Genomic DNA, 14,414 nt, shown 5'->3' on the forward strand with positions numbered 1-14,414 from the left:
ATAAATCATGAAAAGTTTCATAATCCGTATAAATATTTTTTCACATTCCAAAATTTATTTCAATCTTAAACCTCTAACTCATCCATTTAGGCGGGGTGTTTTTATTCCAATAGATTGAACCGAGTTCATGGTGAGCCTGAAATTGATCATGGTGTGTGTGATAATGAAAATTAAACCAGTACCCCTGTTGAGGAGGGTGGTCCCTTCGCACATGGAACCGAATCACATCCTCATCCGTCATGCTATTGGTGATATGGAAAATTTTTTCCGATAATCCGCCCCCCGGAGTTTCTGTAACTTTTAACTGTGCAAGGCTTTCCTCGGGAAATTGCACTGCCACCTCCTGGATGGCTTTCTCAATTTCCGGAAGGATGACCTCGTTAAACTCATCTTCAATAACTGGGCCTATCTTTGCACCAAATTTCTCATACGATTGTGTCTCAGCCTCTACAAGCATTTGCCTGATAAAGTTCTCTTTATCGAAATTACTATTTTCCTCTTCAACAAGTTCTGCGCCCTTCTCTGAGTTTTCAACATCTGAAGCTCTGGAGGCTTTTAGCTGGTTCGTATTTTCATAAAGAAATGCCTGAGAAGGTGTGACGAGGCCAAACGTTAAAATGGTAACAAGTACAACAAAGGATTTCCTCAGCCAATTCGGCATGTTATTCGCCCTTCCTTTCCCCTAAGCAAGGATTTTTTTAAATATGCCGCTGCCTTCAATATTAAGGGCAGCTTGCCTTAAAACATCTTCGTGCTGAACAAGAGCAATCCGAACGTATCCCTCACCCCACCTGCCAAATGCACTTCCAGGAGTTACGACTACACCGGCCCGGTTAATTAAGTCAATCGCAAAATCCTTGGAGCAGCTGTACCCGGATGGGACCTCGGCCCACAAGAACATTGACCCCTCAGGCCTGCTGATATCCCAGCCGATAGTTTCAAGATCTTTTATTAATACATCTCTTCTTTTTCTATATGTCTCTCTCAAGTCCTGCAAAAAACCGGACTGATCATTCAATGCTTTCACCGCAGCTGCCTGTACCGGCAGAAATACCCCATAATCCAAATTGGATTTGAAGTTGGCCAGCAGCGCAATAAGCTGCTGATTACCTGCGGCATATGCCACCCTGCAGCCAGCCATATTAAAGCTTTTTGATAGTGAGTTCATTTCAATCCCCACATCAGCGGCCCCTTCAACAGACAAAAAACTTAAAGGCTTATTTTCATAATAAAGTTCCGAATAAGCAAAATCATGCAGTACAGCAAAACCGTATTTCTTTGCAAGCCGGATCGCTTGAAGAAAAAGTTCCTCTGTGGCCATTGCCGGAACTGGGTTGCCAGGGAAGTTCAATATCATTAATTTCGTGTTTGCAAGGATTTCTTCAGGGATCTCATTAAAATCAGGGAGAAAGCTGTTCTCCTTCTTTAAAGGCATTCCGTACATTTGTGCACCAGCCATTGCAGCACCTGCAGCATAAGCAGTGTATCCGGGGTCAGGAACAAGGATATAATCTCCCGGATCACATAGAACCATCGGCAAATGTACCAGCCCATCCTGGGACCCCATTAAAAGCAGCACCTCTGAAGCAGGATCGACATCCACTTCGAAATTTCGTTTATAATAGCCGCTGACTGCGGTATGAAATTCATTTGTACCTGTTAACGAGTACCCGTATAGTTCTTGATCACGGGCACCTCTTGCCAATTCCTCCATAACAAAAGCGGGAGGGGGCATATCAGGACTGCCAATGCTCAAATCAATCACCGAAAGCCCGTCTGAAAGTTTCGAATTCTTAATTTGGGCCAATTCCGTAAACACGCTCTCTGTAAAAGAAGCCATTCTTTTTGAAATAGGAAATTCCATCGTAACCTTCCTCGCTATGTATCTCGTTTCTATTTTTCTATTATACTTCTTTTCGAACCAAATTAAAATTGATTTCATGTATCTGCAAAAAGAACAATAGAAATATAGTAATAACTTATTTGGCGGATTAATTAGGAGCAAAGCGGGGAATAATAAAACAAATCATGTTCTTCAAGTCCAGAAGAATGAATAAGGGGGAAATGATCATGGATTGGTCTGTATTCTTTGTCATTGCAAGTCTTTTACTTATGGCTTACTTTGTTTATCTGGCTATTGCAGATTAAATAAGCAGGTGCCTGTTAACTGGCACCTTTTCTTATTTTTCAATTATGCCAAAATGAAATTTAGATGACTTTCTTTCAATTACTTTGAAACCATATTGAGCAAACCTGGAACTTCTAAAGTGGTCTTTCAGGATCACCCTTTGCCTCGCAGCTCTTTTTGCATGAAATATAACTTCCTCTGACAGATCTTCATAAACAGCAAAGTTCCTTAAAGCTTTAATCCCTTCTGACTCAAAGATTTCTTCTTCAAACATTGGATCAAAATAGACAATATCGTAACTGTCCGAAGGCAGTTTTTTTAAATATGGAAGGGCCATTGTTGCTTCAACATTTATTCTTCCCATGGCCTGATTCATACTTTCAAGCCCGGAGTCCCACTGCCTTAGCCCGTTCGCAACGAGAAAGGAAAGGTATTTATTTCCTTCGAGTCCCGTAACTTTACCTTTATTGCCCGCAGCAAAACTGGCTGTTATGCTGTCAGATGCCAGACCAAGAGTACAATCGAGTATACTGCTGCCTTCTTTAAGACCCGCAGCCTCAAGAAAAGGATCACTCTCACCTTTTAAGAGGCGCTTCACTCTGAACATTGCAGAACTCGGATGAAAGAAGAACGGCTGGTTTTCACCAATCTGATAAAGTTCCAGCCGGTCTTTTCCGACTACTATGCAGTCTTCAGGAACTTGTTGTTGAATCGCTTTAACAGACCTTTTATTCCTTTCGATGTACTCTGCTCCCAATTGTTCTGCAATGTTTTTTGCTTTTTCTTTCATTGCTTCATTGGTGCGTCCGGATGTCGTAATTAGCATATATGTTCACCTGATTCCTAAAATTGCTATTAAAAAAGGGTGCCTGCAGACACCCTTTTTTGTTTAAGCATTATGTTCTCAGCAGTTCGCCTCAAATGCTGCAAGCAGGTTCTCCATGATTGCTTCCATGGAATGGTCTTCAATATCATGGCGGTGAATGAAGTGCACAACTTCCTTTCCTCTTAAAAGAGCCATAGAAGGTGATGAAGGCTCATATCCATCAAAGTACTCGCGCATTTTTGCTGTTGCTTCTTTGTCCTGTCCTGCAAAAACCGTCACTAGATGATCAGGTTTCTTTTCACTTCTTAGAACAGCCTGTGTTGCTGCAGGGCGGGCAAGACCTGCTGCACAGCCGCAAACTGAATTCACAACAACAAGAGCTGTGCCTTCAAGGTTCTCCATGAATTGCTCTACATCTTCTGAAGCCGTAAGCTCTTTAAAGCCTGCCTGTACAAGCTCCTCACGCATCGGCTTCACCATTTGTTTCATATATTCTTCATATGCCATTGACATAAAATTTATTTCCTCCTTATCGTTCATTTTGTAAAGTAAGCATACTATATCACACGATCTTTATGCAATTTTTCTATGCCGGGTTTTATTTTTTGTCATAAGGTTTCTAATTCAAATCATTTCAGCAAGAAAGCCGGTCCTAAAAGACCGGCATCCTAAATATATTTAAATTTTCATAACGCCGCCTGTGCTGGCATTCGTGACAAGCTTCGAATAACGGGCAAGGTACCCTTTTTTAACCTTTGGCTCGAAGCCCTTCCAATTGGCTTTCCGCTTTTCGAATTCTTCATCTGAAATTTCCAGATTGATTGTACGGTTATTCAGATCCAATTCAATTATGTCTCCATTTTCCACAAATGCAATAGGTCCGCCTTCAGCAGCCTCCGGTGAGATGTGCCCAATGCTGATGCCGCGTGAAGCACCCGAGAAACGGCCATCTGTAATCAGGCCGACTTTTGCACCTAAACCACGGCCGACAATCTGTGAAGTCGGTGCAAGCATCTCCGGCATTCCAGGGCCGCCTTTAGGGCCCTCATAACGAATGACAACAACATGGCCTTCCTGCACCTTGCCAGTAATGATTCCGGATAGTGCATCTTCCTGCGAGTCAAAGCAGATGGCTGGCCCTCTATGGTATCCGCCTACTGACTCATCTACTGCACCCACTTTTATAATTGATCCCTCAGGAGCTAAATTCCCAAATAAAACTGCCAGCCCTCCTCGTTCAGAGTGCGGATTCTCCAGTGTCCGGATTACATTTTTATCCAGAATCTCACTGCCTGCTACATTCTCCCTTAGCGGCTTTCCGGTAACTGTCAGACAGTCACCATTCAAGGCGTCCGGCTTTTTAAGCAATTCATTGATGATTGCACTCACCCCACCCGCATTATGAACATCTTCAATATGATAATCTGATGCAGGAGCGATCTTGGCTAAATGCGGAACCCGATTGGCGATCTCATTGATTCGTTCAATCGGATATTCAATTTCAGCTTCGTGAGCAAGCGCTAATGTGTGAAGAACTGTATTGGTGGAACCGCCCATTGCCATATCAAGGGCAAATGCATTGTCAATGGCATCAATAGTAACAATATCACGCGGCTTGATGTCTTGCTTGATTAATTCCATCAGCTGTTTGGCTGAACGTTTAACAAATTCCTTTCTTTCTTCTGATACGGCCAGAATCGTGCCATTGCCAGGAAGTGCAAGGCCCAGTCCTTCTGCAAGGCAATTCATGGAATTCGCAGTGAACATCCCTGAACAGGAACCGCAGGTCGGACATGCTACCTGCTCGATTTCCAGGAGCTTTTGTTCATCTATCTGGCCGGATTCGAAGGCACCTACACCCTCAAATACCGAACTTAAGGATAATGGCTTTCCGCTTGAATCTACGCCGGCTTTCATCGGGCCTCCGCTGACAAAAAGGGTTGGAATATTAACCCTCAATGCCCCCATCATCATTCCGGGTGTGATTTTATCGCAGTTCGGGATACAGACCATTCCGTCAAACCAGTGGGCAGAAACCACTGTTTCAAGTGAATCTGCAATGATCTCACGGCTTGGCAGAGAATAGCGCATGCCGATATGGCCCATGGCAATGCCATCATCCACTCCAATGGTATTAAATTCAAATGGAACACCGCCTGCTTCACGGATTGCCTCTTTAACAATTTTACCAAATTCCTGCAAATGCACATGGCCAGGAACGATATCAATGTAGGAATTGCACACAGCAATAAATGGTTTTCCGAAATCTTCTTCCTTTACTCCGGCAGCACGCAGCAGGCTGCGGTGCGGAGCCCTGTCTGTCCCTTTTTTGATCATATCACTTCTCATCTGTGAGCCAGTCATAGTATGTACCTCCTGTTTTACCCTAGATTCATAATCTCTTATTCTATGGAAATAAATTAACTAACCTCCTGCCCCCCAAATATTTCTTTTCAATATAGACCCTTTTTCGGATAATTTCAATAATTATTGCAAATTTAATTTAATTTTTCGCTTTAAATGAATGAAACTGTAATGCGTGTAAGTTTTAAATTAATCAATTCCAATAAAAAAACCGCTGCAGATCCTAAAATCTGAGCGGTTTTTTTAAAATTATTTCTCACCTTTATTCCGGGATTCAGTCATTTGTTTCCATACTGAACCCTTTGCTTCTTCTCCATGCTCAATTCTCTCAATTGCCAGTTTAATCTGCAGACTGACTTCGAATTCAGGGTCGTCTTCTGCAGCTTTTAGAGCAGACAGCGCACTTTCATCACCCACTTCGTAAAGGAACATGGCCGCACGCCAGCGTACAAGCTTACTATCGTCCTGCAGGGCTTCCTTCATGGCATCCATTGCTTCTGCAAACCCTAAGTCTGATAAACAGTCTCCGGCTGTACGCCTTACAGTGACCGTTTTATCCTTCAATGCTCTGTACAGAAGCGGCAGGACCTTTTTATCTTCAATCATTCCAAGATAAACTGTCGCAAGTCTTCTAATTGAAGCCTTTTCATCATTGAGAGCTTTTTCAAGAACAGGCAGATCCCCCAGTTCTGGATTATCCATCTGCTCGAGTTTTTGATAGCGCTCCCGCCAATCAGGAGAAACCAAATCTTCTAATGAAAGTTTAAGGAGAGACCGCACATGTTTATCCTCTGTGTTATCCGGGCTTTTAGCTGTTTTCACTAGGGTCTGGAGCCGTCCCTCCGGATAGGCAGCCATTAGTTCCTCAACAATATCATGTCCAACTTGGTCAAAGTCCCCGTAGCGGACCCCGAATTCCTTCCACTTGCGGACCATGACAACATTATCAGCAGGATCCTGCGCTTTTGTAACTGCTTTAATAAAGTTTTCAGGAAGTCCGAAGCGCTTTTCTTCTGTGCCGTCAGTCAGCTTCACCTGCATCGGAATTCCTTTGTACATTTGGACTAATACCTGCACCTCACCGAAATGTTCATCCATGCCGTTTTCTTCACTACCGTCATTTTCCACGTCCTCGCCAAATGCAGATCGAACTTGAGGAAGCAGCTCTTTCCAGTCATATTTGGCATTTCTTTCTACTGCCAGGAAATCAGCAACATGGTAAACCCCTTTTATGCCTTCGATCTCAAGAATATCAAGGATGATCCTTGGAGCTCCTTCTTTTTTATCTTTTTTATAATTATTGGCTTTCCCCATTGGAAGCTCTTCATCAAGAATAACCTTCATTGTATTCGGACTTGGTGTTGGTTCGATTGCTTTTATTTTCAAAAGTATCACCCTTTTTTATATATTCACGCTGGTAACTGATTTTATTTTAACATAAGAAGAATTTCGAGGCATTTTAGCTGTTTTAACTATAAAAAATAACCCGGAGATTCCCCCGGGCATGACATTATTCATCTTCTGCTGCTTCTGATAGATAGCTCCATCTCTCAATCAAGTATTCAAGCTCTTCATTCAGCTTTGTTTCTTCTTCTACTAAGGCCTGGCCCTTTTCAAAGTCACTTCCGATGCTGGCCATTTCTGAGGAAATCGCTTCAAGACGGGCTTCAGCAGCCTCAATCTTTCCCTCTATTTCTTCCCATTCTTTCTTCTCTTTGTAGCTCATTCTCTTCTTTTTCGGTTTTGTTTCCCTCGTTTTTTTAGGGGCATGGTCCATTTCCTGAACCGGTTTGGCATTTTCACTTTCAAGAAATTCACTGTAATTTCCATAGTAGGATTCGATTTTGCCCTCTCCTTTTAACACAAGCAGCTGCTCAGCCACTTTATCCAGGAAGTAGCGGTCATGCGAAACAGTAATGACTACGCCGGGAAAATCATCCAGGTAATCCTCGAGAACCGTCAGGGTTTGGGTATCAAGGTTATTGGTCGGCTCGTCAAGAAGAAGAACATTAGGCTCTGACATTAAGATCTTCAGTAGATAAAGCCTCCGTTTTTCCCCGCCGGAAAGCTTGCGGATTGGAGTGCCATGAGTATATGGCGGAAAAAGGAAACGCTCCAGCATTTGAGCCGCAGAAATGGTTTTTCCATCTGAAGTTTCAACTACTTCAGCTGTTTCTTTGAGATATTCTATCATGCGTTTACTTTCATCCATATCTTCGCTTTCCTGTGTATAGTAAGCAATTTTTACTGTCTGCCCAATAATGCGCTCACCTGAGTCAAGCGGAATCCTGTCTGCCAGTATGTTAAGGAGAGTTGATTTCCCTGTCCCATTTCTTCCAATAATCCCTATTCTGTCCCCTGGTTTTACGAGAAGATCAAAATGATCCAGAATTGTCTGGGAGCCATATTTTTTTGATGCAGCTTCAAGTTCAAATACCTGTTTTCCGAGGCGGCTGCCGCTTAGGGACATGTCCAATTTTTCGGAGGATTTAACTGAAGCAAGCTGGCTGTCAAGAGTTTCGAACCGCTGGATCCTGGCTTTTTGCTTGGTGGTACGGGCTTTTGCACCTCTTCTGATCCATTCGAGTTCTCTTCTGAACAGATTTTTCTGCTTTTCTATAGTGGCTGCTTCATTTTCCTCTCTTATTGCTTTGGCTTCAAGGAATGCAGCATAATTCCCTTTATAGCTGTAAAGATTTCCGCCCTCAAGCTCAAACATTTTGTTTGTAACCCGGTCAAGGAAATAACGGTCATGTGTCACAAGAAGCAGTGCGCCCCTATATCTGCCCAGATATTCTTCCAGCCATTTAACCGATTCAAAATCAAGATGATTTGTCGGCTCGTCAAGAATCAGCAAGTCTGGTGACTGGATCAAAGCTTGGGCGAGCGCAACCCGCTTTTTCTGTCCGCCTGAAAGCTCGCCAATTTTTCTGCTGAAATCCTCAATGCCCAGTTTAGTGAGAATCGTTTTGGCATCGGTATTTACCTCCCATGCATTAAGTGTATCCATTCTTTTTTGAAGTTCGAAAAGGCTATCCTGGATAGCTGGATCTTCAGGGTTCCGGCTAAGCTCCAGCAGCGCTTGTTCATATTCTCTCTGCAGGACAAGTATTGGCGCATCTCCTGCAAATACCTGCTCGAGAACGGTTAAATCATAATTCAGGTCAGGCTGCTGTGCTGAATATGAAATGGTGTAATCTCTCGGTTTGACTATTTCTCCTGAGTCCGGCAGGTCTACCCCCGCGATCACCTTCAGCAGGGAGGATTTTCCTGTACCGTTTACACCGATCAGTCCTGCCCTTTCTTTTTCGGCTATTGTAAATGATATATTGTTAAAAAGTTCTTTCTCACCATAGGTTTTTGTCACATTTTCCACAGAAATCATCTTCATGCTTGACCATTCCATTCTTTAAAAAATTGGTGCAGAAACTGTTCCATAAGCTCATGCCGCTCTTCTGCCATTTTCATAGCAGTGTCAGTATTCAGCAGATCTTTCAGCTTCAAAAGCTTTTCGTAAAAATGATTGATGGATGACGACCTGCCATTCCGGTATTCATCTTCAGTCATTTCTCTTCTGATATTAAGGGCAGGATCATAAATCAGCTGTCCTTTTTTGCCTCCGTATGCAAATGCTCTCGCAATTCCCACGGCGCCGATCGCATCCAATCTGTCCGCATCCTGGACTATTTTGGCTTCTTCACTTAAAATCCTGGTGTTATGGCCGCCATTAAAGGAAACTGAATCAATGATTGCCTTAATACTGCTGAATGCTTCCTCTGTGATTTCAAGTTCCTGCAGAAAGTCCGACAGTTTCCTGTCCCCTGCTTCTCTGGAAGTGTTCAGCTTCGCATCAGGTATATCATGAAGCAAGGCTGCCATTTCAATGAAAAAAGGATCTCCTTTTTGTTCCCTTTTCGCTATGTAAAGGGCATTTTTTCGCACGCGCTCAATATGATGCCAGTCATGCCCGGTTGAGTCATCCCCGAGTGTATCCCGGACAAATTTTTCTGTTATATGTATTATATTTTCTTTCATTATTTCACCCGCTTTCAAACTCCACTGTCCATTTTAACATTAGTCCTAAAAAGAAACGATGGCAAGGTCAAGCTATATTGATATTTGAAGACAAAAAAAGTGCAAAAAACCAGTAATTGATTTCCTGCACCTGAGCTTATAATAATTTATTCCAGGCCATTCAGCCAGCTGATGCCGAGTGTATGCTCTCCTGCGTGGACGCCAATGGTGGCTCCTAAGGAATAGCACCCAAATTCAATGCCCGTAAATTCTTCCTGAAGTTCCTTCTTCCATAGCTCGGCTTCTTCCGGATGCAAACCGTACAGGATGAATACTTCCTTCAGCGGGTTTCTCTCGTGAGCGCTCCTCAGAAGCTTCACAATCTTATCTTTTGCCTTTCTCTCGCTCCTGGCCTTCTCCCTGACACTTAATTCTCCATCATGTACTGAGATAATCGGCTTTACATTAAGCATGCTTCCCAGGAAAAATTGAACTCCGGACATCCTGCCGCTTCGATGAAGCTGTTCAAGACTGCCGATGAGGACATATGTTTCGCCCGTATCGCGAAGCGTCTTAAGCTCGCTGATAATGTCTTTACTATCCAATCCGGCCTCTGCCAATTCCATCCCTTTAAGGATTAATCTTGTTAAAGGATATGATAATATCTTGGAGTCCAGGCTGTATACCGGAATATCAACCAGCTGGGCAGCCTGTTCACTCGAAGAAACAGTCCCGCTGAGCTTTGCCGATACAAGTACAGCGATGATACAGTCATAATCCTTATGCAGATTTTCGTATAAATCCCTGAAAGCGCCAATGGATGGCTGGGAAGTTTTAGCCGGGGTATCCAGGGTTTTTAATCTCGCATAAAGTTCTTCAGGTGATAAATCAACACCATCTGTATACTCACTGCCATCCATAATGATAGTCATTGGAATCTGGTACAAGTCAGGGTGGTTCCTTAACTCATTATTTAAAAAAGCCGTGCTGTCTGTTACCCATGCAATTTTAACCACTAAAGACGCCCCCTTTTAAGATATTTATACGTATATGTATGTAAATAATACTATTTGAAAGGCTGGAATTGAAAGATTTCTCTCCCAGCCCCTGGTTCTATGGCAGAAAAGGCTTGATTTTAGGAAAAACCTTTATAGCGGTATTATAGAAAACATCCTCATGATGCTCTCCAGGTATGAGCTCTTTTATAAATTCGATATAAGGGCCCACAGGCGCAAGCGGCCAATCGGTTCCAAAAAGCAATTTATCGTAAGAATCTGCAAACACTAAAGCATGCCTAAGATGATCCAAAAATCTTCCTTCACTGTGTTTCTTCAATTCTTTTTCTGTTCCAACAATAAGGCCTGAAAGATCGGCATAGACATTCGGATTTTTATATATGATTTCAGCTCCGGTCAGCGTCCACGGATCTCCAAAATGAGCTATCATGAAATTGATATTCCGGTGTTTAACTGCAACCTCGTCAATAGCCAGGGGATGAGAATACTTAAGCAATCCCCTTTCGGAGTAAGTATCCCCTGTATGAAATACAACAGGAACTCCATATTTTTCAGCGAGTGCATACACAGGTTCGTATACTTCATCATAGGCGTAGAAAGGATAATACCCCAGGTAAATCTTAATGCCCACAACAGCAGGCTTTTGCAGATCTTCTTCGAGCCTTTCTAAAGCCTCTTCATTGAGATCATATGGATTGATGCCGGCACAGTAAACAATATTAGCCGGGACCTTGTCTTCCAGGTCAATCCCCATGGGTGTTCTTGTTTCATAATCAGGAAAGCCCATATTATCTGTTTCTGTAAGTCCCATTGCGATGCTCAGAACTACATTGGCATTTTGGAACTCCTTCTGGTGCCCATCATATGAATAATCTACAAATGAGAGTTCCTCGGCAGTATGATGAAATGATTTTATATCAGAAAAATGAATATGTGCATCTATGACTTTCATAATTTCTCCTTTAACGGAATTCCAGATAATGCAGTTTATTAAGTAATCGGCCATCGAAGCTTCTTTCATCAAATGCGATAAATCCCGGTTTGGCCAATGGGCACGCCTTCCTTTCGGAAATAACTTCGAAGGCTTCTTTATTCATATATGCCCCCAGGAATTCAGTATCTTTGCTTTTCATTACGTACATTTTTTCAGAAGAGAGGGAGCTGCTGATACGGGATCCATCAATATTAACAAATGATTGTTCCTCGACTCCTGCCTGGTAGGCTGATTCAGCACCTTTGTCACTTAGTGTAAGCGTAAGATCCTTTAATGAGCCTCCGGATAAAAATATATCTGTAATCCATTTTTCGTTTAACAGATACTTCCCGCCTGCATTGATCACTTTTACCCAATGAGCAAGGATTGGCACTCCCGGCAATAACGCGAAATACTGTGTATAATCAAGACCTTTCCAGGTGGAGTGCTGGACTGCTTTCGTATGAATGGCCAATACAGACCATTCATTTTCATACGAATCTTTAACATTGAGAAATTCAGCAGAAGATTTCTCCTTCAATAGCGAAAACACACTCATTTGCGATGGAGCAGTTTTCATGCCGCCAGCCCACGGATTCCACCATCCCTTGGCAACCGGTTCAGGAAATGAAGAATCCAGCCATTCCCTATCTTTATATGATAAAGAGAATAATCCAGGATAAAAATTCGGTGCAGCTTTGAAGCTAATAATGCCGTTATCCATTGTATATACAGTCTTGCCGTTCTGCTCTTCAGTTAATATACGAATTTTCCCACGGGGCATCAGCAGAAGATCTTTTACATTCGTCTTACCACTGTCAAGTGTAATCTCGGCTTTTACAAGAGAAATGGGTTTCATTCCTTCAATAGGGAAATTCGATTTAAATTCCTTAAGTTCCTGTTCCTGGCTGAAATTTGCGGATAGTTTTTTATCTTCATTTAAATAAATATCTATAGTGCCGTTTAGATAACTCGAACGATAGGTTTTAAGAGTAAACTCCGCTGTTCCCTGCTCCTTTGCAACTGGATTTCCGCTATTTATTACTAGCGCTTTTTCATTTTTCACTATTTTTCCAGCTTCAGCCGTCACCCATGCAAATTGCTGCATTTCTTCCCATGTCCTGAAAGCTCCAATGGATAAATAGCCAGGGGCCAGTACCTTCTGATCTCCGGGTGCAAGACAGCCAGTCTCCTGCTGATAATAAAATTGCCACCCATCCGGATTGGATTTAGCACTTTTAGGCCAGCAGAATCCAATCGGCTCTCCGTTATGATTGGCGAAAAACCAATTTTCAGTTATGCTTTCACCTGGTATTTCCATGAACCCTAATTCTCTTACATCAGAAAACTCTATCACCTCATTCTCCAGCGGAAAATATGGATGCTGCATTTCATGATATAACGGCTGGCTTAAAAACAGGTTTTCATATTTTTTATCCCCATCATTTGTCAGTTCAGACCAAATTTTCACAAAGCCCTCACTATAAAGAGAGGTATACAAGGCTACAAGAATTCCCGGAAAAGCTTCAGACCTGAAAACCAATTTGAAGGTGATGGCCGTATCATCTGTGAACCACTCTGCTGCCAAAGGCTTTGCCTTTGAAAATTCAGTAGAATAAGGCTTGCCAAGCTTAGGAACAAAAAACGAAAAAGGCTGGTTAACACTTTCATTCCTGCCTGCTGTTATTTTATAATCTAATTTCCGGATATTCACCTGGCAGATCCCATTGCAGATATGCCAGTAATCCTTGGACTCTCCTCCGAATTTCTGACCGAAGCTTTTAAGGGGAATGCCCACCGATCTGCACATAAAAGAGAGTTCTTCTCCGTTCTTCTTTAATGCCGTTATCGATATTTCGGGCTGATAAAAGCCATGTTTTTTCACTATAAAAGGCACCTTTAGCAGCTTACGTTCTTTTTTGTGGAGCTGTATTCGATACTCCCGCTTTTCTAATTCAACCAGATCACTTTCAGGGAAAGAAAGGTGAAATACTGCCTCATCCTCCAGGTTATTTTCTACTTCCATTTCCAATTCTGCTTCCTGATTTAAAAAACTGAGATTTCCTTTAGAAGCGCCTGTTATTTTGGCTGGCTGCTTTGGAAGAAGCCCAAGGCGCAGTTCACATTCCTCTCCATTTACCCAAACCTTTACATCCAATGAAGGATGAGTTTTCCAGACACTGGGCTCTTCCCCTTCATGCACAATATATGTTCCGGTCATTACAGCGTCGCTCTCAGCTGTCAAATCATGCTCGAACATTGATTCGACCCTTCCCTGATTATTCCCTTCGGCTTTAAACGAAACGGGATTTCCTGTTTTATTTACAAGGTTGAGCTGAAAAGTTTGAACTTGATTTTCAATAACTTCATGATTATCCATGCATAGTTCTAGAAGATAATCATTTGTTTCAATTAAACTGATGCCTCTGCCAGTTCTTTCAAATCTGACTCTTGCAGACACTTCCCCGCTTTGCCATTTATACTCGTAAAATGTAAAGCCATTTTTTTTGATTCCATCTGGCTTCACATCGATATTTCTCAGGCTGCTGCCATACCAATCAAGCTTCTCCAGGACAGGTTTTAAAAGCTCTGTCTGGTGAACAGCGGGAATGAAATTCATTAAATGGGTTGTATCATCCCGGTCTTCCCAGAAGAAGCCGCATTTTTTGTAAAGCGGGACAGCTTTCACGTTTCCTGGCCATGTATATAAATCAAGGCGCGGCCAGCCCAATTCTATAGTCTTTTGCAGCGCTTTTAGCACCAGCATCTTTCCGATTTTCCGCCCATGGTAATCCGGCCTTACATTTAAAAGAGGGATATACAGGGATCCCGTATCCTCTTTATATTCCGATAGCCCGCAATAGCCTACAACTTCTTCCCCATCAAGGGCTAAGTATAAAATAATATTGCCGTTATTCGCTTCCTTCGTTTTCACTTGCTCTTCCGTCATTACACTGGTATCTCCGCCCCAGCTGTCTCTGCTTAAGTTCCACATTTTTGCGATTCCTGCAGCAAAGTCCTCATGATACTCTGCAATGATTAATTTGTCTGTACCTTGAATCATTCCTTTGTCCTCCTGACTAGGTTACGTCT

At 42.5% G+C, this 14,414-nt stretch carries 11 protein-coding genes; all 11 read right to left on the reverse strand.

The window, feature by feature from the left end; translation table 11 throughout:
• Positions 1-73: 73 nt before the first annotated feature.
• The 11 genes from NAF01_RS17005 to NAF01_RS17055 all read right to left on the reverse strand — a co-directional run bounded on the left by NAF01_RS17005 (position 74) and on the right by NAF01_RS17055 (position 14,385).
• The gene (locus NAF01_RS17005; RefSeq protein ID WP_159343994.1) at positions 74-661 is read right to left on the reverse strand and encodes a YpjP family protein; all 588 of its coding nucleotides are present in this window, start codon (positions 659-661) and stop codon (positions 74-76) included.
• Between the two features lie 21 nt (positions 662-682).
• On the reverse strand, positions 683-1,864 hold the full coding sequence (locus tag NAF01_RS17010) for an LL-diaminopimelate aminotransferase (RefSeq protein WP_250800862.1): 1,182 nt from the start codon (positions 1,862-1,864) through the stop codon (positions 683-685).
• Between the two features lie 316 nt (positions 1,865-2,180).
• Positions 2,181-2,954 carry a class I SAM-dependent methyltransferase gene (locus NAF01_RS17015; protein WP_222497978.1) on the reverse strand — a complete coding sequence of 258 codons (774 nt, stop codon included), beginning with the start codon at positions 2,952-2,954 and terminating at the stop codon, positions 2,181-2,183.
• A gap of 78 nt (positions 2,955-3,032) precedes the next feature.
• Positions 3,033-3,467, reverse strand: a complete 435-nt coding sequence (locus NAF01_RS17020) for a BrxA/BrxB family bacilliredoxin (protein WP_250800863.1) — start codon at positions 3,465-3,467, stop codon at positions 3,033-3,035.
• Positions 3,468-3,632: 165 nt separating this feature from the next.
• The gene (gene ilvD, locus NAF01_RS17025; protein ID WP_035331579.1) at positions 3,633-5,303 is read right to left on the reverse strand and encodes a dihydroxy-acid dehydratase; all 1,671 of its coding nucleotides are present in this window, start codon (positions 5,301-5,303) and stop codon (positions 3,633-3,635) included.
• 264 nt (positions 5,304-5,567) lie between these two features.
• Positions 5,568-6,704: a conserved virulence factor C family protein gene (locus tag NAF01_RS17030; protein ID WP_250800864.1), complete on the reverse strand. Its 1,137-nt coding sequence runs from the start codon at positions 6,702-6,704 to the stop codon at positions 5,568-5,570.
• A gap of 124 nt (positions 6,705-6,828) precedes the next feature.
• Complete coding sequence (locus tag NAF01_RS17035) at positions 6,829-8,709, reverse strand: ABC-F family ATP-binding cassette domain-containing protein (protein WP_250800865.1); 1,881 nt, start codon at positions 8,707-8,709, stop codon at positions 6,829-6,831.
• Positions 8,706-9,353: an HD domain-containing protein gene (locus tag NAF01_RS17040; RefSeq protein ID WP_197213823.1), complete on the reverse strand. Its 648-nt coding sequence runs from the start codon at positions 9,351-9,353 to the stop codon at positions 8,706-8,708. Before NAF01_RS17040 ends, NAF01_RS17035 begins: the two co-directional genes overlap by 4 nt.
• A gap of 146 nt (positions 9,354-9,499) precedes the next feature.
• Positions 9,500-10,348 (reverse strand): DegV family protein, encoded by an 849-nt coding sequence (locus tag NAF01_RS17045; RefSeq protein ID WP_250800869.1) that lies wholly within the window; start codon positions 10,346-10,348, stop codon positions 9,500-9,502.
• A gap of 97 nt (positions 10,349-10,445) precedes the next feature.
• On the reverse strand, positions 10,446-11,300 hold the full coding sequence (locus tag NAF01_RS17050; protein WP_048009419.1) for an amidohydrolase family protein: 855 nt from the start codon (positions 11,298-11,300) through the stop codon (positions 10,446-10,448).
• A 10-nt stretch (positions 11,301-11,310) separates the two neighbouring features.
• On the reverse strand, positions 11,311-14,385 hold the full coding sequence (locus NAF01_RS17055) for a GNAT family N-acetyltransferase (RefSeq protein ID WP_250800872.1): 3,075 nt from the start codon (positions 14,383-14,385) through the stop codon (positions 11,311-11,313).
• Positions 14,386-14,414: the final 29 nt, after the last annotated feature.

This window comes from Cytobacillus firmus, assembly GCF_023657595.1.
In the GTDB taxonomy this organism is placed as follows: Bacteria; Bacillota; Bacilli; order Bacillales; family Cytobacillaceae; genus Cytobacillus; species Cytobacillus firmus_B.

What these genes read in the sequence shown, in the direction of transcription:
- NAF01_RS17005 (WP_159343994.1), bottom strand. Translation starts at nt 661, where the DNA reads ATGCCGAATTGGCTGAGGAAATCCTTTGTTGTACTTGTTACCATTTTA.
- NAF01_RS17010 (WP_250800862.1), bottom strand. Translation starts at nt 1,864, where the DNA reads ATGGAATTTCCTATTTCAAAAAGAATGGCTTCTTTTACAGAGAGCGTG.
- NAF01_RS17015 (WP_222497978.1), bottom strand. Translation starts at nt 2,954, where the DNA reads ATGCTAATTACGACATCCGGACGCACCAATGAAGCAATGAAAGAAAAA.
- NAF01_RS17020 (WP_250800863.1), bottom strand. Translation starts at nt 3,467, where the DNA reads ATGTCAATGGCATATGAAGAATATATGAAACAAATGGTGAAGCCGATG.
- ilvD (WP_035331579.1), bottom strand. Translation starts at nt 5,303, where the DNA reads ATGAGAAGTGATATGATCAAAAAAGGGACAGACAGGGCTCCGCACCGC.
- NAF01_RS17035 (WP_250800865.1), bottom strand. Translation starts at nt 8,709, where the DNA reads ATGAAGATGATTTCTGTGGAAAATGTGACAAAAACCTATGGTGAGAAA.
- NAF01_RS17040 (WP_197213823.1), bottom strand. Translation starts at nt 9,353, where the DNA reads ATGAAAGAAAATATAATACATATAACAGAAAAATTTGTCCGGGATACA.
- NAF01_RS17050 (WP_048009419.1), bottom strand. Translation starts at nt 11,300, where the DNA reads ATGAAAGTCATAGATGCACATATTCATTTTTCTGATATAAAATCATTT.
- NAF01_RS17055 (WP_250800872.1), bottom strand. Translation starts at nt 14,385, where the DNA reads ATGATTCAAGGTACAGACAAATTAATCATTGCAGAGTATCATGAGGAC.